Raw genomic sequence first — 20,872 nt, forward strand, 5'->3', positions numbered from 1 at the left:
GGCATCCGCCCCCATCGTCGTCTCCGCAGTGCGGCATCCGGAGAGCGGATGTTCGACGGATGCCGGATCCCTCCGCAGCACCCGGGCGTAGGTTGGAAGCATGGCAACCGTCGCAGCGAACATCGTCAAGACCCTCCGCGCCAACGGGATCGACCGTGTCTACGGCCTCCCGGGCGACTCCCTCAACGGGTTCACCGACGCCCTCCGGAAGGACGGCGGCATCCGCTGGGTGCACGTGCGGCATGAGGAGTCCGCGGCATTCGCGGCGGCGGCCGATGCGTCGCTCACGGGTGAGCTCGCGGTGGTCGCCGGTTCGTGCGGTCCGGGCAACCTGCACCTGATCAACGGACTCTTCGACGCGAACCGCTCGCGGGTGCCGGTGCTGGCGATCGCCGCGCACATCCCCACCACCGAGATCGGCACCGGGTACTTCCAGGAGACCCACCCGCAGGAGCTCTTCCGCGAGTGCAGCGTCTACGTCGAGTACGTCGCCGACCCCAAGCAGATGCCGCGCCTGCTGGAGATCGCGATGCGCGCCGCCATCGAGCAGCGCGGGGTCGCGGTGCTCGTGATCCCCGGCGACGTCGCACTCTCGGAGATCGCCGACGACCGAGCCGTGGTCATCGAACGCTCGCACCCCGTGATCGTGCCGAGCGGAGACGAGCTCGCGCGCGCGGCGACGCTGCTCAACGCGTCGAAGAAGACCACGATCCTCGCAGGCGCGGGTGTCGAGGGGGCTCACGACGAGGTCATCGCACTCGCCGACCGACTCGGTGCGCCGATCGTGCACGCGCTCCGGGGCAAGGAGTTCATCGAGTACGACAACCCGTTCGACGTCGGTATGACGGGGCTGCTCGGCTTCGCCTCCGGCTACCGGGCGATGGAAGCCGCCGACACGCTGCTGGTGCTGGGCAGCGACTTCCCCTACGAGCAGTTCTATCCCGAGCACGCCACGACGATCCAGGTCGACATCCGCGGCTCGCAGCTCGGCAGACGGCATCCGCTCGATCTGGGCCTGGTCGGCGACGTCGGCGCGACCGTCACGGCGCTGCTGCCGCGACTCGCCGAGACGAACGACCGCGGTCACCTCGACGACTCCACCGCGCACTATCGCAAGACCAGGGCCAAGCTCGACGACCTCGCGACGCCGACCAAGGCGGGCCGCCCCATCCATCCGCAGTACCTCGCCCGGCTGCTCGATGAGCAGGCCGCGGATGACGCGATCTTCACCGCCGACGTCGGCTCGCCCACCGTGTGGGCCGCCCGCTATCTGTCGATGACCGAGAACCGACGCCTGATCGGCTCGTTCACACACGGGTCGATGGCGAATGCGCTGCTGCATGGCATCGGCGCGCAGGTCTCGCATCCGGCTCGTCAGGTGGTCGCGCTCGCCGGCGACGGCGGGCTCGCGATGATGCTGGGCGAACTGCTCACGCTCACGCAGAACAAGCTGCCCGTGAAGACCGTCGTCGTGAACAACTCGTCGCTGAACTTCGTCGAGCTCGAGATGAAGGCCGCGGGCTTCGTCAACTACGGCACCGCGCTCGACAACCCGAGCTTCGCGGCCATCGCCGAGGCCATGGGGATCTTCGCCCGTCGGGTCGAGAACAGCGAGGACCTGCCGGATGCCGTCCGCGAGGTGCTCGCGCATGACGGCCCTGCGCTGCTCGACGTCGTGACCGAGCGCCAGGAGCTGTCGATGCCCCCGGCGATCGAGGCCCAGCAGGTCAAGGGCTTCGCTCTGTACGCGATCCGCACGGTGATGTCGGGCAAGGGAGACGAGCTGCTCGACCTCGCGCGGGCCAACTGGCGTCAGTTCCTCTGAGTCAGCAGGTCCTCTGAGTCAGCTGTCGAGGAGGGCCCGCACCTCGGTCGCCTCGCCGTGGCGTCCGAGCGCCTCGAGCACGTTGCCGAGTTCGAGCGCCGAGACCTGCTGCAGCGGCGGGTAGCCGGCGGAGTGCTCGAGGGCACTGCGGTAGATCGGCACGGAGTCCGCGGCCCGGTCGTCGCCGACCAGCAGACGGGCGGCGAACAGCTCGGAGCCGCCGGCCGAGCCCGCATCCCCGATCGCCGCGAATCCGTCGGCCGCGGTGAGCGCAGCGGCGACGGCCTCGTCGGTGCGGCCGAACTGGGCGAGCGCCCGGCCCCGCGAGTCGGTGACGTCGGCGAGCAGCCACGCCGCCTCGTGCTCGTGAGCGAGCGCGGCGACCTCGTCGAAGAGGGCGAAGGCGCGGTCGTCCTGAGTGGCCGCATAAGCCTGTCCGAGGTTGTGCAGCACGTCAGCGAGGGCGCCGACCGCCTCGGGGGCCCGGCGCACGATCTCGGATGCCGATTCGAGTGTCGCGATCGCCTCCGCGTGCTCGTCGAACCGGGCGAGGATCTTGGCGCGCTCGGTCAGCGCCATCGCCTGGTCGGCATGCTCCTCCGCCTCGCCGAACAGCTCGCCCGCATACCCGAATGCACCGACAGCCTGTCCGAACTCGCCGGCCGATCCGAGGGCGCGCGCGAGAAGAGACGCCGTCATCGCTCGGGAGGCGGCGGGCACCTCGGCCTGCTCTTCGCGCTCGAGCACCTGTCCGAACAGCTCGGCCGCCACCTCGGCGTCCCCGGCCGCGAGCATCGCGCGCGCGAGCCGGAAGTCCGCGCCCGCCTGGTCGCCGCCCTCCTGCGCGACGAGCCGCGAGGTGACCCGGTAGCGGGTGACGGCCTTCTCGGGGTCGCCCGCGTCCTCCCAGAGCGCCCCCGCGAGCAGGTGCGCGGCGGCCAGGGCCGTGGTCGCACCGAGCCCGGCGAGAAGACGGGTCGCCTCGTCGGCATCCGCAGCGCCCTCCGCGAACGACTCGCTTCCGCCGCGCACCTTCGCGCGCGTCTGCAGCGCCTGCGCGCGATGACCGATGCTGAGATCGTCCTGGGCCAAGAAGCGATCGAGCAGAGCGGATGCCGCTTCGATGTCGCCCTTCTGCAGCACGGCCGAGATGGCGACGAGCGTCGTCGTGTTCGAGAGGCGCGCGTCCTCGGCCTCGGCGAAGGCGCGAGCCGCGATCTCTGCCATGTCGAGGGCGGCGCCGGGTTCATCCGCGTGCAGGTGCAGCGACGCGCGGCTGATCGCCAGGTCTCCGCGCGACCATGCGGGCAGAGCGTCCGTGTTCGCGAGCTCGTCCTCGAGCGCCGCCGCAGCCTCGGGGGTGTTCAGGCCGAAGGTCGCGAGACCGAGGCGCAGTTCGAGATCGGCCTGTGCGTCGAGGCCTGCGGCGCGCAGGGCATCGATCCGCGCGGGCAGCAGGTCGGCGGCCTCTTCTGCTCGGTCGAGGGCGATCAGGATGCCGAGGCGCATCGACAGGAGCTCGGCGAGCTTCGAAGGGTCCTCGACGCTCAGCGCGTGCGGCAGGGCGCGCAACGTCTCGTGCTCCGCGCCGAACTGGGCGAGGTTCATGACCCGTTCGAACCACGCGTCGGGATCGTCGGGTGTCGCCGCGTCCGGAGCCATGACGAAGGCATCCGACCGGATGGGCACGTCGTAGTGCTCGTCGGCGAGAGCGCGCAGGCGGGTGAGGCTGCGGGCGTGGCCCTCGGTGCCGTCCCGCAGATCGAAGTCCGAGCCGATGCGCTCGGCGGCAGCCCACGCGGTGGCGGCGAGTTCGGCGGCACCCCAGGCTCCGTCGTGCTCGCCGAAGAACTCCTCGAGCGCGGGGGAGTCGGCACCGCGCACCGTGGCATCGCCGTGACCCGCCGCAGTCACACGATCGAGGGCGAAGGCGAACGCCGCCAGCGCGGCGAAGTGGGCATCGACGTTGAGTCCGTCGTGAGCGAGCCAGCCGATGTGACGCTCGACCTGCGCGAGCGCGCGTGCCTCGTTGCCGGTGAGGGCGGCGAACACGATGTTGTGGGCGACGATCCGCAGGTTGTCCGGGTTGTCCTTCGCGAGCCGGTAGCTGCGCAGGTGCGCGCTCCTCGCCTCGTCGAAGCGCCCGGCACGAAGGTAGGGCACGAGCACTCGCGACAGTGCGTGCTCGGGCTCTTCGCCGCACGAGAAGCCGCCTTCGAGCATCTCCTCGACGAGTCGGATGGCCTCGGCATCTCGATCGGTCTCGGCGAAGAAGCCGGCGAACTGGCTGCGTCCGCAGGCGTCGCAGTGGCTGTGGTCGTCTCGGGGTGTGGCCTCGAGCTGCGCGCGCAGAGCCTCGGCGTCGTCGAGTCGACCGGCGTCCCAGGCGTCTTCGAATCGGGCCGTGAGCACTCCGCTCATGCCGAGCCCTGCCTTGCGATAGTGCGTCTCCATGTCGTCGAGGACCGCGGTGATCTGCTCGGTCGAGAACGCGGGCGACGAACGCAGAGAAGACGCCATCCATTTGAACTGCCACATCAGATCGGCGCCGCCGTAGTCGAGGTCGGCGGGGAAGCGCTGCGGGTCGGAGTCGTGTCGGGCGAGGCACCACGCGAACGAGTTCAGCATCACATCGGTCGCGCCGTTCATGTTCGCGGAGGCGGTCTGCCTCATCCGCGCCTCGTACTCGAGCCGCTCGTCGCCGAGCTCGACGGCGAGCGAGACGGCATCCGCCACCAGCGCCTGCTCCGCCGGACCCCAGGGCGTGCGGTCGATCTCTTCGATGAGCTGAGAGAAGCGCTTCTTCGGACTGGTCATGGGGGATCCTTCGAACGGAGCGAGCGGTCGGAGCGAGCGGTCGGAGCGAGATCAGGGGGCGTCGTCGAAGGGGATCGAATCCGCTTCGATGCCGGCGGACAGCGAGACGAGGTCCGAGAGCGCGGTCGACATGAGTGCGCGATCGGCGTCGGAGAGCGGATGGTGTCCCGCCAGCAGCGCCTGGATGTAGAGCAGCTGCACGGTGCGGGCGAACACCGCGTCGTCCTGCACGCGGACGAGCGCGCGCACGACGCGGTTCGACCAGTTCAGGCACAGGCGCGCGCTGAGATCGTCGTCGCGGGAGGCCGAGAGGGTCGAGTCGATGCGGTCGAGCACCCCGCCCCACAGCGATCCGGTGATGCCCTTGGTGCGGCCGCGGTCGATCCTGCGCAGCACCTCGGGGTCGGCGACGTACAGCGCTGCGAGTTCGGGCTGGTCGATCGACCGCACGGTGACGGAGCAGCCGGATGCGGTCAGCACGCCGCCGGCGCGGGCCTCGAGGGCCAGCGCGGCGTCGCGGTCGTCCAGCGGCGGAGGGTCGAGACGATCGAGCTCCCCGGCCACGTCTACGAGTTCGATCGTCACGTGCGGGTAGAGCTCCGGCAGCATCCGCACGAGGTCCGCGTCGTACAGGTAGCCGCCGTTGACCAGCACCTCGGACCCGGGGGAGATCCCTGCGACCTGGCGGAACTCGTCGACCGACTGCGCGAATCGCACGTGCGGGTATCGTTCGACGAGGTCGCCGATGCGCATCGTTCCGTGGGTGGTCTCGAGGGTCAGCCAGCGCGTGATGAACTGCGCGAGCTCGTCGTCGTGCCGCACCAGCGATTTCAGACCGACCTCGTGGATCGCCACGAACTGGGCGAGTCTGTGCGGTTCGCGCAGGCCCAGCTCGAGCACCCAGCGGCGGATGCCGGCACCGAGCTGCTCGCGCACACGCTCGAGGGCCGCGTCGTCGACGAGCGATTCGCGGCTCGCCGTCGGGGCGAGGCCGGTCGAATCGACCACGGCGCGCACGAAGAACGCCCATTCGGGCAGCACGTCGTCGACCCGCTCGCCCAGGAGCATCCTGCCGAGATACATGCGCGTCGCCTGGCGGGCGCCCGGCGGGGGAGCGTAGGGCAGGACGTAGGCGAGTCCCCGTGTGCCGGTGGCCGGCTCGCTGAGCTCGATAACGTCGAGCGGGCTCGCACCGAGCAGGTCGCGCCCGTACTGCACGGCGCCGTCGATGTCGTCGGCGGGGTCGAGGAACGGCGCGCGCCGGGTGATGTCGATGTCGCCGCTCGGAGAGTCGAGGATCACCCGCACGGGGAGGAACTCGGCGAAGGTGGTGGCCAGCCCTCGCACGGCCGCGGGGCGCAGCAGCTCGTCGGCATCGAAACGAGGGCGGAGATGCACACTCGTGCCGATCGGCAGATCGTCGTCGATCTCCACGACGCGGAAGGTCCCGTCCGCGCTGCCCGTCCACTCGACGGCCGGGCCGCCCCGGACGCTGCGCGAGCGGATGACGATCGAATCGGCGACCATGAAGCAGCTCAGCAGGCCGATGCCGAACTGACCGAGGTAGTCGCTGCGCGGGAGGTCGAAGATGTCGCGCTTCGAGCTGCGGCCGACCGTGGCGAGCAGATCGCCCACCTCGGCTGCGGTCAGGCCGATCCCGTCGTCGCGCAGGATGAACTCGCCCGTGGTGTCCGTCAGCGCGGTGATGCGGATGCTCCCGCCCTGCCCGTCGACCTCGCGGCGTGCGGTGATCGCATCGCGGGCGTTCTGCAGCAGTTCGCGCAGATACACGCGAGGACTCGAGTAGATGTGGCGGCTCAGGAGGTCGACGACACCGCGCAGGTCCACCTGGAACTGCTGCACGTCAGCGCTCACTGCGCCCCCTCCCGTTTCGTCCGCCCGCCGAGCCTAACAACAACGACGAGAGCGGGCCCGGTTCGGCGCTGACCGACGGATGCCGTATGCTTGACGAGCAGTTGTTGTCTGCATTCTTTCGCCGTGCCCCGGTCCTTGCGGTCGGGTAACGATGGCAGGATGGAGATGACACCCCGAGACCTCCCGGTCTCTAGGGCGGTAGCTCAATTGGCAGAGCAGCGGTCTCCAAAACCGCAGGTTGCAGGTTCGATTCCTGTCCGCCCTGCGCGTCAGCACACGCTGACACACGAAAGGTACATTCAGGATGGATCAGGACGAACCGCGCGGCGAGGTCGTCGCGGCCGGCGCCACCCGCGAGAAGAAGCGTGGCATCGTGGGCTTCTTCGGGGGCATCGCTCTGTTCTTCCGTCAGGTCATCGCCGAGCTGCGCAAGGTCGTCACGCCGACCCGCAAGGAACTGGTCAAGTTCACCGCAGTGGTGCTCGTCTTCGTTCTCATCGTCATGGGCATCGTCTACGGACTCGACACCCTGTTCGCCTGGGTCACGCACATCGTCTTCGGGGTCCCGGGCGCCTGACGCCCTCGCGGCCCTGGCCGCAGTGATTGGAAAGAAACAACGTGTCTGAACGATATTCCGACGACGCCGACTGGGCGACTGCTGCTGAGCAGTCCAGCGAAGAGGACGAGGCCCAGGAGGGCAACGTGCTCGCTGCGGAAGAGCAGTCGGTCACCTCGGCCGAACATGTCGCCCTCCACATCGAGGACGTCGACGGAGACGCCGACGCCGATGTGCAGGACGACGACAACGACATCGAAATCGACGACCCGGAGGCGGACGCGATCGTGAACGACGCTCTCAACCTGGACGAAGCGGCCGAGTCTGAGGCTGCCGCTGAGGTCCTGAACGATTCTGTGGCGGAAGAGACCGCCGAGCTCGAGGCCGCTGAGGCCGACGAGGTCACCCCTTACGACGGACCCGACATCAACGGCGACGATGACGCCGCGACGGAGTCCGACGACGACGAGGCCGAAGAGGGCGACGACGCCGAGGAAGACCCGTATGAGGCGTTCCGCCTCGACCTGCGGATGCTTCCGGGCAAGTGGTACGTCATCCACTCCTACGCCGGATTCGAGCGCAAGGTCAAGGCCAACATCGAGCAGCGCAAGTCGACGCTCGAGGTCGAGGACGAGATCTATCAGATCGAGGTCCCGATGGAAGACGTGGTCGAGATCAAGAACGGCCAGCGCAAGATGGTCACCCGCGTGCGCATCCCCGGCTACGTGCTCGTGCGCATGGAGCTCACCGAGGACACCTGGTCGGTCGTGCGTCACACGCCTGGCGTCACCGGCTTCGTGGGCAACGCCCACAACCCGACGCCGCTGCGCTTCGAAGAGGCCTTCAACATGCTGAAGTCGCTCGTCGAGGTCAAGGACGTCCCGACCGCCAAGAACATCGCGTCGAAGGGCGGCCTCGCCGTCGCTCGTCCGCTTCCGGCCGAGGTCGACTTCGAGGTCGGCGAGACCATCACGATCAAGGAGGGCTCGTTCGCGGGTCTTCCCGGTTCGATCAGCGAGATCAAGCCCGAGAGCGGCAAGCTCACGGTGCTCGTGTCGCTCTTCGAGCGCGAGACCCCGGTCGAGCTGTCGTTCGACCAGGTCACGAAGATGGTCTGACCTACGCTTCTCCGAGAACGGCCGTCCCATTCGGGGCGGCCGTTCTCGCGTTCCGGGCCCGCTCCGCATCAGGTAGACTTGTCTGGTTTGTGTGCCGCTTCGGCGTGCGCGCAGACGACCGCAGCCCGGAGATGCCGGGTTCGCGGGAGAGCGGATGCAACCGGCATCCGTTCGATGAAAGGAAGAGGATATGGCACCGAAGAAGAAGGTGACCGGCCTGATCAAGCTTCAGATCAACGCCGGTGCAGCCAACCCGGCGCCGCCGATCGGCCCCGCGCTCGGTCAGCATGGCGTCAACATCATGGAGTTCTGCAAGGCGTACAACGCCGCGACCGAGTCGCAGCGCGGCAACGTCATCCCCGTCGAGATCACCGTCTACGAGGACCGCAGCTTCACGTTCATCCTGAAGACCCCGCCGGCCGCGGAGCTCATCAAGAAGGCCGCCGGCGTGCCCAAGGGCTCGTCGACGCCGCACACGGTCAAGGTGGCGAAGATCACCAAGGACCAGGTCCGTCAGATCGCCGAGACCAAGCAGGCCGACCTGAACGCGAACGACATCGAGGCTGCCTCGAAGATCATCGCCGGCACCGCCCGTTCCATGGGCATCACGGTCGAGGGCTGAGGAGAATAATCATGGCTACGAAGTCCAAGGCTTACAAGGCTGCCGCCGAGAAGATCGAGGCAGACCGTTTCTACACTCCCACCGAGGCAGTCGCCCTCGCCAAGGAGACCGGCTCGTCGAAGTTCGACTCGACCGTCGAGGTCGCGCTGAAGCTCGCCGTCGACCCCCGCAAGGCAGACCAGATGGTGCGCGGCACCGTCATCCTGCCCCACGGCACCGGTAAGACCGCCCGCGTCATCGTCTTCGCCACCGGCCCCGCGGCCGAGGCAGCGATCGCCGCAGGTGCAGATGAGGTCGGCGGCGCCGAGCTCATCGAGAAGGTCGCCGCAGGCTGGACCGCGTTCGACGCGGCCGTCTCGACCCCGGAGCTCATGGGCCAGGTCGGTCGTCTCGGAAAGGTCCTGGGTCCGCGTGGACTCATGCCGAACCCGAAGACCGGCACCGTGACCCCCAACACGGCCAAGGCCGTCGAGGAGATCAAGGGCGGAAAGATCGAGTTCCGCGTCGACAAGCACGCCAACGTGCACTTCGTCGTGGGCAAGTCGTCGTTCTCGGCCGAGCAGCTCGACGAGAACATCGGCGCAGCGCTCGAGGAGATCGTCCGCCTCAAGCCGTCGAGCTCCAAGGGCCGTTACATCCAGAAGGGCGCCGTGTCGACCACGTTCGGCCCCGGCATCCCGCTGGACGTCAACGCCATCTGAGTGTGATTCCGGAAAGGCCCCCGCATTCTGCGGGGGCCTTTCTGCGTGCAGTACGACATCGGGCGTCATCGGATGTTGGGATGCCGGTCCGATGCCGCGTACTGTGAATGAGTTCCGCGCCACAGCACTCGCGCCTCACCGCACCCCAGGAGGGTCACATGTCCCGTCGCATCATCGCCGTCACCGCACTGGTCGTCGCCGCAGCAGCACTCACCGCGTGCAGCGGAAGCACCACGCCTGCCGACAGCAGCTCGAGTGAGAGCGGATCCGGCTTCGGCCTCGTCACGGACGGCACGCTGACGGTCGCCACCGAGGGCACGTACCGTCCGTTCAGCTTCCACGATGACGGCGGAACCGGCGACCTGACCGGATTCGACGTCGAGATCATCCAGGCGGTCGCCGACAAGCTCGACCTCGAGGTCGAATTCCAGGAGACCCAGTGGGATGCGATCTTCGCCGGTCTCGACGCGGGCCGTTTCGACGTGATCGCCAACCAGGTGAGCATCAACGAGGAGCGCCAGGAGAAGTACCTGTTCAGCACCCCGTACACCGTCTCGCCGGGAGTCATCGTCGTCGCCGAGGACGACGACTCGATCTCGTCGTTCGACGACCTCGAGGGCAAGACGACGGCGCAGTCGCTCACCAGCAACTGGTACGAGCTGGCGACCGAGTCCGGTGCCACCGTCGAAGGCGTCGAGGGGTGGGCGCAGGCCGTCGAGCTGCTGCGTCAGGGTCGCGTGGATGCGACCGTCAACGACAAGCTGACCTTCCTCGACTATGAGACCACCAACAGCCCGTCCGGCCTGAAGATCGCCGCCGAGACCGACGAGGCCGGTGAGCAGGCATTCGTCTTCACCAAGGACAAGACGGATCTCGTCGAGGCGATCGACGGCGCTCTGGAAGAGCTGCGTGCCGACGGAACACTGGCCGAGATCAGCGACAAGTACTTCGGCGAAGACGTGACCCAGTAACCCATGGAGAATCCCTGGCAGCTGTTCTTCGACTCGCTCGGACCGATCGCCCTCGCGGGGGTGACGGTGACGGTTCCGCTCGCGCTGATCTCTTTCGCGCTGGGTCTCGTGCTCGCCATCGGCGCAGCACTGATGCGGATCTCTGTCAATCCCGTGCTGTCGGGCATCGCCAGGTTCTACATCTCGGTCATCCGCGGCACGCCGATGATCGTGCAGCTGTTCGTGATCTTCTACGGGCTCGGATCGATCGGACTCAAGCTGGATCCGTGGACCAGCGCGATCATCGCACTGTCGCTGAACGTCGGCGGGTACGGGGCCGAGGTGGTGCGCGCCGCCATCCTCTCCGTCCCGAAGGGGCAGTGGGAGGCCGCGTACACGGTCGGCATGAATCGCACGCGCACACTCACGCGGGTGATCCTTCCCCAGGCAGCGCGGGTCTCGGTGCCTCCGCTGTCCAACACGTTCATCTCGCTGGTGAAGGACACGTCGCTGGCCTCGCTGATCCTCGTCACCGAGCTCTTCAAGGTGGCGCAGCAGATCGCGGCGGCGACCCTGGAGTTCATGGTCGTCTACCTGGCTGCCGCGCTCGTGTACTGGGTGATCTGCCTGGTGCTGTCGTTCGGCCAGAGCGCACTCGAGAGGAGACTCGATCGCAATGTCGCTCACTGATCCGGCGCACTCACCCAGGTCCACAGCCGACGCCCTGCTCACCGCCCGCGGCCTTCACAAGCGCTTCGGCGACAACGAGGTGCTCCGCGGCATCGACCTCACGCTGCACCGCGGAGAGGTCGTCGTGCTGATCGGTCCGAGCGGATCGGGCAAGACGACGGTGCTGCGTGCGCTCAACGGGCTCGAGACGCCGGATGCCGGGACCATCGTCGTGGCCGGGGGCCCTGACATCGACTTCGCCCCGTCGGATCCGGTGTCGAAGCGCACGCGCGCGCAGAAGCGTCTCGCGCTGCGCGATCGGTCGGCGATGGTCTTCCAGCATCACAACCTCTTCCCGCACTTCTCGGTGCTCGAGAACGTGATCGAGGGACCATGGCGGGTGCAGGGCAGACCCAAGGCCGAGGTGGTCGCCGAGGCCCGCGTCCTGCTCGCCCGCGTGGGGCTCGCCGACAAGGCCGATGCTCGACCTCACGAGCTCTCCGGCGGTCAGCAGCAGCGGGTCGGCATCGTCCGCGCTCTCGCGCTGCGTCCCGACCTCCTGCTGTTCGACGAGCCGACGAGCGCACTCGACCCCGAGCTCGTGGGGGAGGTCCTGCTCGTGATCAAGGAGCTCGCCGACGAGGGGTGGAGCATGGTCGTGGTGACGCATGAGCTGAGCTTCGCGCGCGAGGCGGCGGATCATGTGCTCTTCATGGACGCGGGTGTGGTCGTCGAGCAGGGCGCGCCGGCCGATATCTTCGGCGCGCCGCAGCACGAGCGCACCCAGAGGTTCCTCACTCGCATCCTTCGGCCCCTCGACGGCGACTGACGGGCGTCCGCTCACGTCTGCGACGCAGGGTCAGCCGCCGAGCACCGGCAGCACCAGGCTGACAGCCAGGGTGATCATGACGACGGCGATCAGCGCGTCGAGGATGCGCCACGCTCGTTCCGTGCGCAGCCAGCGGCCGAGATAGCGGGCGCCGAACCCCAGCGCGGTGAACCACAGGATGCTGGCGGCGATCGCTCCGGCGGCGAACAGCCAGCGCTCGTCGCCGTGCGTCGCGGCGATCGACCCGAGCATCAGGACGGTGTCGAGGTAGACGTGCGGGTTCAACCAGGTCAGGGCGAGAGCCGTCGCGATCACAGGAGCGAGCGCGGTGCGGGTCGCCGTCGTGGTTCCGCCGCCCGACCCGGGCGCCGAGCCCTCCGCACCGGTCCGGTCGACTCGCAGCTCTTCGCCGCCCCTCCAGGCGCGGCGGGCGGCGAGGATGCCGTAGGCCAGGAGGAACAGGGCCCCCGCCCAGCGCGCGACGACCACGAGCCACGGGGCTGCGGAGATGACGAAGCCGAGTCCCGCGACGCCGGCGGCGATGAGCAGGGCGTCGGATACGGCGCAGATGATGACGACCGGCAGGACGTGCTCTCTGCGGATGCCCTGACGGAGGACGAACACGTTCTGCGCGCCGATGGCGACGATCAGGGAGAGGCCGAGTCCGAGACCCGAGAAGACGGAGAGCATGAGTCCACGGTACGGATGCCACGGACATGAGCACCAGCGATGATTCCTTGTGCGCCATTAGCATGGCTAATGTGAAGATCGATCCGGAGCTTGCCGCCACTGTCGCCGCCGTGGCCGACGAGGGAACCCTCGACGCGGCGTCGCGGGTGCTGCGTGTGACTCCTTCCGCCGTGAGCCAGCGGCTCAAGACGCTCGAGGAGCAGCTCGGACGGGTCCTCGTCGTGCGCACCAAGCCTGCCCGTCTCACCGAGGCGGGCGAGGCTGTCGTGCGGCTCGCACGACAGTTGGCACTCCTCGAGCACGATGCCCTCGCAGAACTCGGCCTCGAGGGCGACGAGGCGCCCCGCACCCGCATACCGCTCGCCGTGAACGCGGACTCGATGGCGACGTGGTTCCTGCCTCCGCTCGCACGGCTCTCGGCAGCCCACGACCTCGACTTCGACCTGCACCGCGACGACCAGAACTTCACGGCTCGGCTGCTCGAGTCCGGCACGGTGATGGCGGCGGTCACGAGTGAGGCGGCGCCGGTCGCCGGGTGCTCCGTCGCACCGCTCGGCGTGCTGGAGTATCACGCGATGGCAGAACCGGCGTTCGCTGATCGCTGGTTCTCGTCCGGTGTCACCAGAGAGGCGTTGAGCGCGGCGCCCTTCGTCGACTTCGACAGACGAGACACGCTTCAGCACGAATGGCTCGAGCGGATGGGGGTCGCGCACCACGGGGCTCCTCGGCACTACGTGCCCGCGTCGCACGACTACGCGCTCGCCGTGCGGCTCGGCCTCGGATGGGGGATGCTGCCGCTCCTGCAGAAGGAGCGCGAGCTCGTGCCGCTCGGCGGGCCGCCGCTGCGAGTCAGGCTGTACTGGCAGCAGTGGAACCTGCGCTCCGCGCTGCTCGACACCATCGCGGCCGAAGTCTCCGTCGAGGCGCAGCGTGTTCTCGCGAGCTGAGCTGCAGCTCTGGACGAACTGCAACCATCCGATCGGTCGCAGAAACCGATAGACGTTTCTGCGCAATTCGTGAGCCGGAATGCGCAATCGTGACGCGGAAGGCCTTGAACAGGCGCAGGAAGTGGACAAAGCTGTCGGGAACGACACGAGTACCGGATGCAGGCCGCGAAGGGCGACCATCCCCAGCCATCTGCGTCTCGTGAGATTCCTGAGGGGGAATGTCATGGCTGAGAAGGACACGCAACGCAAGGTTCTGGCAGTGCTCGCCGGTGGGCTGGTGCTCGGCGTCGGTATCGGGGTGACGCTCGCGGCATGGAACGACTCCGAGTTCGCGACCGGCACCTTCACCGCAGGCTCGTTCAATCTGGAGGGATCCACGACGAGCGCGACCGACGGGTACGACGATCACAACGTCGATCTGGGGGACACTGCAGCGGCGCTCGTCTTCCAGCTGCCCGCCGTGGCGTCGTCGATGTCTCCGGGCGATGTCGTCTACGCACCGTTCTGGGTGCGTCTCGACAGCACGACCACCAACGGCGCCACGCTGGTGCCGTCGGGGATCACCGCGGGCACGGGGGGCAACGAGGCCAATCTCTCATACACCGTGACGGCCATCGACGCGGGCGACGTGTGCGACGCCACGGCGGCAGGAACCGTCGTCGCGACGGGCACCACATTGAGCGCTCAGACGGGAGCCACGTCGGTTCCTCTCGCCGAGGGCACACCGGCAGGGACGGCGGGAACGCCTGTGCAGCTGTGCTTCGCGGTGACCGCGGGCGCCGGTCTCACGCAGGGCGCCGCCGCGACCGCGACCTGGGAGTTCACGGCCACCTCGACTGCGGACTGATCGTGGCCGACACCCGCAGAGGCATGCGGGAGGGGAAGCGACTGCTCTCCCGTCGGATACGCGCTGTGCTCGCGGGCGGGCTGGTGTTCGGCGTCGGCGCGACGATGACCCTGGCCGCCTGGAACGATTCCGAATACGGCAATGCGACCTTCACCGCCGGGCGGTTCGACATCGTCGGGGCGACCGACGGTGCCACGTTCTCGAGCCACCCGGTGGGCACGCCGGCGGCGCTGTCGTTCAGCGCCCCGTTCTCGGCCATGGCTCCCGGCAACACCACGTACGCGCTGTTCAGCGTGCGGACCGCGAATCCGTCAGTGGCCGGCACGCTGCAGCTCAGCGTGACGTCGACGGCGGGAACAGGGCTCGGCACCTACCTGCGATACGGGGTGAGGGCCATCGCGGGGACGGCCTGCAACAGCACGACCTACACGGCCGGGACGGCTGTCGTTCCCGACAACTCGCTGCTGTCGGTCGGCGGCACCGGCACCCAGGCGGTCGCGGCCAACGGCGGAACGACCGTGAACTACTGCTTCGCAGTGACGTTGCCGGCAGCGACCGACAACGGCGCGCAAGGGCTGACGGCGATCCAGACATGGCAGATCGCCGGAGTGTCGAGCTGACCTGCGGGCAGAGCATCGGATGACGTGAGGAGGAGACATGAGTGCACCGACGAGGCGCAGCCTGCGTGAACAGGCGACGGTCGATGATGCGTCCGCGTCGCCAGCACCCGCCGCGGCGTCCTCGCGAGGCACTCTCGGGAGGGCGCTCGCCGATGTCCTCCTCTGGCTCGCCGCCGCCGCAGGGGTCATCTGCATCGTGCTCGTGATCGTCGCCTTCACGGCGAACATCACCCTCATCATGTTCCGCACGGGATCGATGGCGCCGACGATTCCCGCCGGTTCCGTGGCGGTGGTCCAGAGCGTCCCGGCATCCGAGGTGCAGGTCGGCGACGTCGTCACCGTCGATCGAGCAGGCGATCTGCCGGTCACGCACCGCATCACCTCGATCGCTCCCGGTGCGAGTGCGGACGAACGGGTGATCACGATGCGCGGAGACGCGAACGCGGCCGACGATCCGTATCCGTACACCGTGCAGACCGTTCGGATCGTGCTGTTCTCGATCCCCGGCATCGCGACCGTGATCGTCGCGATGGGCGATCCGTACGTGCTGGGCGGACTCACGATCGGCGCGACGGTCCTCGTCGTCTGGGCGTTCTGGCCGCGCTCCCGGAAGGAGAGTCGCGAGCAGGTCGATCCGGCGGGAGTCGACCGATGAACCGGCGGGTGGCGTGCGTCGCGGGTGCCTGTGCGGTCGTCTGCGCAGCGCTCGTCGCGGTGAGTCCCGCGTGGGCGGCCCCCTCGACCGAGGTCGTGCAGGGACAGGTGCTGCGGCTGGTCTCCGTCGCCGACTGGGATGCCGCATCGAGCCTCCTGCCTGGCCAGCCCGTGCAGTGGGATGTGACGGTGAGCGCGGAGGCACCGGACCCCGGGACCGTGGCGGTCGGAGTCAGTGCGAGCGGCGGTGCGGCGCTGGTGATGGACGTGCTCCGCTGTGCGCAGGAGTGGGATGAGAGCGGATGCCGGGGAGGCGCGACCACACTCGAGTCCGGCTGGTCGATACCTCGTGACGGCCTCGAGGTACCGCTCGTCGAGATGGCCGACACAGAGGTGGCCCACCTCAGGCTCGTCATCGCGCTGGACGGCGCGGACGACGGCAGCACCCAGGTGCGCGTGCATGCACGCGGCGCCGGAGAGTCCGCGACGGTCGGACCCGACGGCGGGCTGGCGACGACGGGCGGTGCGCCCTTCGCTCCCTGGGCGATCGGCGGGGCGCTGGCCCTGGTGGCCGGTGGTGCCGCGCTGAGTGCGACCCGGCGCCGCCGCAGCACCGGAGCTCACCGAGGCGAGTCGTGATCGTGCGGCGGCAGCGCGTCCTGGCCGGAGTCGCCGGTGCGGCGCTGCTCTGCGGAGTGGCCCTCGCGCCGCCGGCGCAGATCACCGACGCGGCATTCACCGACCCGGAGTACGGTCGAGCCACGATCACGGCGTTCCGCGTTCCCCCCGCCACGATCATCGCCTGCACGGTGGCGAACAACGGTCTGGGCGTCTTCCAGAACGTCCGGCTCGTGTGGACGTCGGTCTATCCCGCCAGCGGGGTCAGGCTCACACTCACCCAGGGAGCGACGACAGCAGTGGTCCCGGCGGCGAACATCACCACGACAGGTCCTGCCGGCGGCCTCTACACCCACACCGCCGTCCTCACCCAGAGTCTGCTCGCCAGCCTCATCTCCAACCTTCTCGGCAGCACCACGACATTGACGGTGACCAACCTCCTGGCCGGTACGTCCTGGGTGTCGGCCGGGACCTCGCGCCAGCTGTCGATCGCGCTGCTCGGGCTCAACGCGTCCTGCACGTGAGTTCGTGCGGTGCGGACCGGCTCAGTCGGCGAGTGCGAGAGCGCGGAACGCATCGCGCTCGCGCAGGTGCTCGCGCCGGCTGGCGGCGGCGGCCGCCGCGGCATCCGCGATGCGGGTCGGCACCTGCTGACCGGTGGTGCGCCGGTAGAGCTCGTCGATGAGATCTGTGGCGAGGCCGACGAGCTTCGCGATCTCGCGGTCGTCGCGGTCGATCCAGACGCAGCGGGGTTCGTCATGGATGGGGGAGAAGTCGACGTGCTCCTCCCAGACGAAGAGCGTGCGCTCGGCGCCCAGCACGTGCTGCTGCCACCACACCTGGCGCAGGTAGGTGCGGGGGATGCCGCGGAACGCCTTGTTCGTGGTCTTGATCTCCGCGAGCTTCACGCGACCGTCGGCGTCGACGGCGATACCGTCGGGAGTCGCGAGATGGCGGTGCTCGACCTCGGCGCGGAACAGGGCGGAGGAGGGGAGGATGCCGTGCGTGGCCGCCACCCAGGCGGCGATCTCGGGCTCGCGGCGGCGTCCGTGATCGGTGTAGGCGTTGCCTCCGAACCGGGGGCCGCCGCCGAGCTTGGAGTCGGCGGCGCGGGCGATGGACCGCTCGCTCGTGAGTCCGGCGACATCCGTGGCGGTGATCCCACGGGACCGTGCCCGCATCCAGGCGACGCGGTCGCGGGAGTCCGCGACGATGCGAGCTTGGAGTTCGGGGGTCACCTATCGAGGGTAACCCCGGTCGCCGACTCTCCCTCCCGCACACGCCGCCCGGGGCGTTCCCTCGGGCGTTCGACCCCGGCAGAGACTCAGCTGTGCGTCGGCCACGCCTCCGGGCCGGCGGATCCGGCGACGTAGTCGTCGAGCGGCACATCGCCCCGCTGCCACGCCTCGAGGATGGGGGCGACGATCCGCCACGACTGCTCGGCGGCGTCTCCCCGCACGGCGAGCATCGGATCCCCGTCGAGGACGCCGGACAGCACCTCGGCGTACGCCTTGAGCGCGCCCTCGCCGAGCTCAGCGGACAGGATCGCGCGCTCCAGCTCGAGCGGGTCCTCGGATGCGTTCAGGTTCAGCTCGAGCGACATCCGGTCGGGACCGAGCGAGAAGCGCAGCACCGCTCCGTCGGACGTGCCGGTGAGCCCGCGGGGCAGATGGCGGACAGGACGGAAGCGCACGACGATCTCTCTGGCGGGCGTTCCGAGGGCCTTGCCGGAGCGGAGCCGGAACGGGATTCCCGCCCAGCGCGCGTTGCGGACCTCGAAGGTCGCCTCGGCGAGCGTCTCGGTCTCCCGACCCGGGTCGACGCCGGGTTCGTCGACGTACGAGGGCTTCGCGGTGCCGTCGATCTCTCCCGCGGTGTAGCGGGCGCGGCGAGACGACCCGGCGGGGTCGTCGCCCCACACGGTGGTCGCGCGGAGCACCGCGCCGGTCGCGGCGCGGAAGTCGACCTCGTCGAGGGTGGCGGGCTCTTCCATCGCGAGCACGGCGAGCACCTGGAGCAGATGACTCTGGATCATGTCGACCAGTGCGCCGGCCTTGTCGTAGTAACCCGCACGCCCCTCGAGCGCCAGCGCTTCGTCGTAGACGATGTCGATGGACTCGATGCTCTCCGCAGACCAGAGCGGTTCGAGGATGCGGTTCGCGAACCGTGCGCCGAGGAGATTCAGCGTGGTCGAGCGACCCAGGAAGTGGTCGACGCGGAACACCTGGGTCTCGGGCACGAGGGCGGTGAGGATGCGATTCAGCTCGCGGGCGCTCGACTCGTCGGTGCCGAACGGCTTCTCCATCACGAGCATGGCGCCCGCGGGCAGCATGTCGGGCGTGAGTGCGGCCATGCACGCCGCCGCCACGGCCGGAGGCACTGCGAAGTAGAGGGCCACGCGGCCGGTGAGTCCGCCGAGCAGCGCACGCAGATCGTCGGCGCGCGTGATGTCGGTGCGGGCGTAGGTGACGTCGACACGGGCTGCCGCGTCCTCGGCGTCCATCGAGGCGAAGGCCGTGTCGACGACGGCCCGCAGCTCGGCATCCGTCCACTCCTCGCGATCGGCGCCGACGATCCGCACCGAACGCGCGGGTTCTCTCTTCAGCAGCTGGCCCAGAGCGGGCAGGAGGAGCCGAGAGGTGAGGTCGCCACCTGCACCGAGGATCACCAGCGTCGTCGCATCGGTCATGTTCTCACCGTAATCGCTCCGACCCTCGGGTGAACATGTCAGACTCGGTCGATGCCCGCTCCGATCGAGGACTACGCCCTGCTCAGCGACTGCCGCACCGGCGCGCTCGTCTCGCGAGACGGCAGCATCGACTGGCTGTGCCTTCCGCGTTTCGATTCGTCCTCGGTGTTCGGCGCTCTCCTGGGCGACCCCGGTCACGGATGCTGGACGCTGCGCCCGAGTGATGCCGGGGCGACATCGACGCGGTTCTACCTCTCGGACACCTTCATCCTGGTCACCCGGTGGGAGACGGCGGAGGGCGTCGCGGAGGTGCACGAGTTCATGCCGATCCAGCCGACGCGCACCGAGGTCATCCGACGGATCGTCGGCGTCTCGGGCAGCGTCGAGTTCGACACCGAGCTGCGCCTGCACTTCGACTATTCCCGTCGGCTGCCGTGGGTGCGGCAGGTCGGCACTCCGGATCACCCGGCGCTGCATGCGACGGCCGGGCCCGAGTCGGTGATCGTGCGCGGCGTGCGATTCCACGCCGAGGACCATCGGCACCGGGCGACGGTGACGGTCGGCGCCGACGAGATCCGTGACCTCACGCTCAGCTGGTTCCTCTCATATGAGCACGCGCCGAAGCCGCTCGACGTCGAAGAGGCGATCGCCGGGACGCGGGCCTGGTGGCAGGGATGGGCGAGCGGGATCCGCCACGACGGCCCGCATCGCGACGCCGTCGTCCGCTCTCTGCTGGTGCTGCGTGCGCTCACCAATAAGGACACCGGAGGCATCGTCGCCGCGGCCACGACCTCGCTGCCCGAGGACTTCGGCGGCTCGCGCAACTGGGACTACCGCTTCGTCTGGCTGCGGGATGCCGCGCTGACGCTCGAGGCGCTGATCGCTCATGGCTTCCTCGCCGAAGCGCATCAGTGGCGCCGCTGGCTGCTCCGGGCCGTCGCGGGGGAACCGCGGGAGGTGCAGATCATGTACGGGATCGCCGGTGAGCGCGATCTCCTCGAGCGCGAGCTGACCAGTCTCCCCGGTTATGACGGTTCAGCGCCGGTGCGCATCGGCAACGGGGCCGTCGACCAATACCAGGGTGATGTGATCGGCGAGGTCCTGGTCGCTCTCGAGGCGGCCAGGATCGCGGGTCTGGAAGAGGGGGACTTCTCCTGGCCCTTGCAGCGCGCGCTCGTCGAGCAGGTGATCGCGTCGATCGATCGCCCCGACAACGGAATCTGGGAGATCCGGGGCGAGCCGCAGTGGTTCACGCACTCGCGGGTCATGATGTGGGCCGCGCTCGACCGGGGAGTCCGTGCCGTGCGGGAGCATGGTCTCGCCGGCGATGCCGAGCGGTGGGAGGGCGTGCGCGATCGCCTGCGTCGCGAGATCGACGACCGCGGTGTCGATGCGGAGGGCGGCCATTTCGTCCAGCACTACGGATCCGGCGACGTCGATGCCTCGCTGCTGCTGCTGCCGCAGGTCGGGTACTGCGCCGCCGACGATCCGCGCATGCTGCGCACCGTCGCCGAGATCGAGAGTCGCCTGCTCGTGAACGGATTCGTGCGGCGCTACCGCACCGAGTCCGGCGTCGACGGACTCGGTGGAGGGGAGCATCCCTTCATCGCCTGCAGCTTCTGGCTCGTCGAGCAGTATGCGGCGAGCGGGCGCACGGGCGACGCGCAGACCCTCATGGCCGGAGTGATGGCGATGGCGAACGATCTCGGCCTGCTCTCGGAGGAGTACGACGTCGGACACCAGCGGCAGGCCGGCAACACTCCGCAGGCACTCTCGCACCTGAGTCTCATCCGGGCCGCCGACGCACTCGCCGGGCACCGGGGACGCGCGGCGCACCGGGACTGA

The 20,872-nt window shown here is 69.0% G+C and carries 20 protein-coding genes and 1 tRNA gene; 16 read left to right on the top strand and 5 right to left on the bottom strand.

Features of this window, described 5'->3' with window-relative positions; all coding sequences use genetic code 11:
• Nucleotides 1-100 precede the first annotated feature (100 nt).
• Complete coding sequence (gene poxB / locus ACIPV5_RS15690; RefSeq protein ID WP_400341809.1) at nt 101-1,825, top strand: ubiquinone-dependent pyruvate dehydrogenase; 1,725 nt, start codon at nt 101-103, stop codon at nt 1,823-1,825.
• A gap of 18 nt (nt 1,826-1,843) precedes the next feature.
• Here poxB and ACIPV5_RS15695 read toward each other — a convergent pair whose 3' ends face one another.
• Nucleotides 1,844-4,642: a hypothetical protein gene (locus tag ACIPV5_RS15695; protein WP_400341812.1), complete on the bottom strand. Its 2,799-nt coding sequence runs from the start codon at nt 4,640-4,642 to the stop codon at nt 1,844-1,846.
• A gap of 51 nt (nt 4,643-4,693) precedes the next feature.
• On the bottom strand, nt 4,694-6,517 hold the full coding sequence (locus ACIPV5_RS15700) for an HSP90 family protein (protein ID WP_400341816.1): 1,824 nt from the start codon (nt 6,515-6,517) through the stop codon (nt 4,694-4,696).
• 192 nt (nt 6,518-6,709) lie between these two features.
• Between ACIPV5_RS15700 and ACIPV5_RS15705 the strand changes: the two genes are divergently transcribed.
• The 8 genes from ACIPV5_RS15705 to ACIPV5_RS15740 all read left to right on the top strand — a co-directional run bounded on the left by ACIPV5_RS15705 (nt 6,710) and on the right by ACIPV5_RS15740 (nt 11,962).
• Nucleotides 6,710-6,782 (top strand) — tRNA-Trp (locus tag ACIPV5_RS15705).
• Nucleotides 6,783-6,821: 39 nt separating this feature from the next.
• On the top strand, nt 6,822-7,094 hold the full coding sequence (secE, locus tag ACIPV5_RS15710; protein WP_053097445.1) for a preprotein translocase subunit SecE: 273 nt from the start codon (nt 6,822-6,824) through the stop codon (nt 7,092-7,094).
• A gap of 41 nt (nt 7,095-7,135) precedes the next feature.
• Entirely contained in the window at nt 7,136-8,191 is a 1,056-nt protein-coding gene (gene nusG / locus ACIPV5_RS15715) for a transcription termination/antitermination protein NusG (protein ID WP_053097444.1), read from the top strand.
• Between the two features lie 190 nt (nt 8,192-8,381).
• On the top strand, nt 8,382-8,813 hold the full coding sequence (rplK, locus tag ACIPV5_RS15720) for a 50S ribosomal protein L11 (RefSeq protein ID WP_053097443.1): 432 nt from the start codon (nt 8,382-8,384) through the stop codon (nt 8,811-8,813).
• 11 nt (nt 8,814-8,824) lie between these two features.
• Complete coding sequence (rplA, locus tag ACIPV5_RS15725) at nt 8,825-9,514, top strand: 50S ribosomal protein L1 (protein WP_053097442.1); 690 nt, start codon at nt 8,825-8,827, stop codon at nt 9,512-9,514.
• Between the two features lie 158 nt (nt 9,515-9,672).
• Nucleotides 9,673-10,485, top strand: a complete 813-nt coding sequence (locus tag ACIPV5_RS15730; RefSeq protein ID WP_285364039.1) for an amino acid ABC transporter substrate-binding protein — start codon at nt 9,673-9,675, stop codon at nt 10,483-10,485.
• A gap of 3 nt (nt 10,486-10,488) precedes the next feature.
• A complete protein-coding gene (locus ACIPV5_RS15735) occupies nt 10,489-11,154 on the top strand; it encodes an amino acid ABC transporter permease (protein ID WP_053097440.1) in 666 nt (221 codons plus the stop codon).
• Nucleotides 11,141-11,962, top strand: coding sequence for an amino acid ABC transporter ATP-binding protein (locus ACIPV5_RS15740; protein ID WP_285364042.1), 822 nt, complete (start codon nt 11,141-11,143; stop codon nt 11,960-11,962). Before ACIPV5_RS15735 ends, ACIPV5_RS15740 begins: the two co-directional genes overlap by 14 nt.
• 30 nt (nt 11,963-11,992) lie before the next feature.
• On the opposite strand, the gene lysE is transcribed toward ACIPV5_RS15740, so the two are convergent.
• Nucleotides 11,993-12,652 carry an L-lysine exporter gene (gene lysE, locus ACIPV5_RS15745; RefSeq protein WP_187250349.1) on the bottom strand — a complete coding sequence of 220 codons (660 nt, stop codon included), beginning with the start codon at nt 12,650-12,652 and terminating at the stop codon, nt 11,993-11,995.
• A 71-nt stretch (nt 12,653-12,723) separates the two neighbouring features.
• Here lysE and ACIPV5_RS15750 point away from each other — a divergent pair, with 71 nt between their 5' ends.
• The 6 genes from ACIPV5_RS15750 (at nt 12,724) to ACIPV5_RS15775 (ending at nt 16,862) form a co-directional block, all read left to right on the top strand.
• Nucleotides 12,724-13,599, top strand: a complete 876-nt coding sequence (locus ACIPV5_RS15750) for a LysR family transcriptional regulator ArgP (protein WP_320490271.1) — start codon at nt 12,724-12,726, stop codon at nt 13,597-13,599.
• Between the two features lie 223 nt (nt 13,600-13,822).
• Nucleotides 13,823-14,446: a SipW-dependent-type signal peptide-containing protein gene (locus ACIPV5_RS15755; RefSeq protein WP_400341820.1), complete on the top strand. Its 624-nt coding sequence runs from the start codon at nt 13,823-13,825 to the stop codon at nt 14,444-14,446.
• A 2-nt stretch (nt 14,447-14,448) separates the two neighbouring features.
• A complete protein-coding gene (locus tag ACIPV5_RS15760; RefSeq protein ID WP_056279798.1) occupies nt 14,449-15,066 on the top strand; it encodes a SipW-dependent-type signal peptide-containing protein in 618 nt (205 codons plus the stop codon).
• Nucleotides 15,067-15,103: 37 nt separating this feature from the next.
• Nucleotides 15,104-15,721 (top strand): signal peptidase I, encoded by a 618-nt coding sequence (locus ACIPV5_RS15765; RefSeq protein WP_053097434.1) that lies wholly within the window; start codon nt 15,104-15,106, stop codon nt 15,719-15,721.
• Nucleotides 15,718-16,359, top strand: a complete 642-nt coding sequence (locus ACIPV5_RS15770) for a hypothetical protein (RefSeq protein ID WP_053097433.1) — start codon at nt 15,718-15,720, stop codon at nt 16,357-16,359. The genes ACIPV5_RS15765 and ACIPV5_RS15770 overlap by 4 nt, the downstream gene beginning before the upstream one ends.
• A complete protein-coding gene (locus ACIPV5_RS15775) occupies nt 16,356-16,862 on the top strand; it encodes a hypothetical protein (protein WP_056279802.1) in 507 nt (168 codons plus the stop codon). Before ACIPV5_RS15770 ends, ACIPV5_RS15775 begins: the two co-directional genes overlap by 4 nt.
• Nucleotides 16,863-16,883: 21 nt before the next feature.
• Here ACIPV5_RS15775 and ACIPV5_RS15780 read toward each other — a convergent pair whose 3' ends face one another.
• Both ACIPV5_RS15780 and ACIPV5_RS15785 read right to left on the bottom strand, forming a co-directional pair.
• Complete coding sequence (locus ACIPV5_RS15780; RefSeq protein ID WP_053097431.1) at nt 16,884-17,576, bottom strand: YqaJ viral recombinase family protein; 693 nt, start codon at nt 17,574-17,576, stop codon at nt 16,884-16,886.
• Between the two features lie 86 nt (nt 17,577-17,662).
• On the bottom strand, nt 17,663-19,027 hold the full coding sequence (locus tag ACIPV5_RS15785) for a glucose-6-phosphate dehydrogenase (RefSeq protein ID WP_400341826.1): 1,365 nt from the start codon (nt 19,025-19,027) through the stop codon (nt 17,663-17,665).
• Between the two features lie 51 nt (nt 19,028-19,078).
• Here ACIPV5_RS15785 and ACIPV5_RS15790 point away from each other — a divergent pair, with 51 nt between their 5' ends.
• Nucleotides 19,079-20,872, top strand: a complete 1,794-nt coding sequence (locus tag ACIPV5_RS15790) for a glycoside hydrolase family 15 protein (RefSeq protein WP_400341827.1) — start codon at nt 19,079-19,081, stop codon at nt 20,870-20,872.

Source organism: Microbacterium sp. NPDC090014 (assembly GCF_044748285.1).
Taxonomy (GTDB): Bacteria; Actinomycetota; Actinomycetes; order Actinomycetales; family Microbacteriaceae; genus Microbacterium.

Bases quoted from the DNA above. Each gene is read 5' to 3' on its own strand.
- poxB (WP_400341809.1), top strand. From the start codon at position 101: ATGGCAACCGTCGCAGCGAACATCGTCAAGACCCTCCGCGCCAACGGG.
- ACIPV5_RS15695 (WP_400341812.1), bottom strand. From the start codon at position 4,642: ATGACCAGTCCGAAGAAGCGCTTCTCTCAGCTCATCGAAGAGATCGAC.
- secE (WP_053097445.1), top strand. From the start codon at position 6,822: ATGGATCAGGACGAACCGCGCGGCGAGGTCGTCGCGGCCGGCGCCACC.
- rplK (WP_053097443.1), top strand. From the start codon at position 8,382: ATGGCACCGAAGAAGAAGGTGACCGGCCTGATCAAGCTTCAGATCAAC.
- rplA (WP_053097442.1), top strand. From the start codon at position 8,825: ATGGCTACGAAGTCCAAGGCTTACAAGGCTGCCGCCGAGAAGATCGAG.
- ACIPV5_RS15730 (WP_285364039.1), top strand. From the start codon at position 9,673: ATGTCCCGTCGCATCATCGCCGTCACCGCACTGGTCGTCGCCGCAGCA.
- ACIPV5_RS15735 (WP_053097440.1), top strand. From the start codon at position 10,489: ATGGAGAATCCCTGGCAGCTGTTCTTCGACTCGCTCGGACCGATCGCC.
- ACIPV5_RS15740 (WP_285364042.1), top strand. From the start codon at position 11,141: ATGTCGCTCACTGATCCGGCGCACTCACCCAGGTCCACAGCCGACGCC.
- lysE (WP_187250349.1), bottom strand. From the start codon at position 12,652: ATGCTCTCCGTCTTCTCGGGTCTCGGACTCGGCCTCTCCCTGATCGTC.
- ACIPV5_RS15755 (WP_400341820.1), top strand. From the start codon at position 13,823: ATGGCTGAGAAGGACACGCAACGCAAGGTTCTGGCAGTGCTCGCCGGT.
- ACIPV5_RS15765 (WP_053097434.1), top strand. From the start codon at position 15,104: ATGAGTGCACCGACGAGGCGCAGCCTGCGTGAACAGGCGACGGTCGAT.
- ACIPV5_RS15770 (WP_053097433.1), top strand. From the start codon at position 15,718: ATGAACCGGCGGGTGGCGTGCGTCGCGGGTGCCTGTGCGGTCGTCTGC.
- ACIPV5_RS15785 (WP_400341826.1), bottom strand. From the start codon at position 19,027: ATGACCGATGCGACGACGCTGGTGATCCTCGGTGCAGGTGGCGACCTC.
- ACIPV5_RS15790 (WP_400341827.1), top strand. From the start codon at position 19,079: ATGCCCGCTCCGATCGAGGACTACGCCCTGCTCAGCGACTGCCGCACC.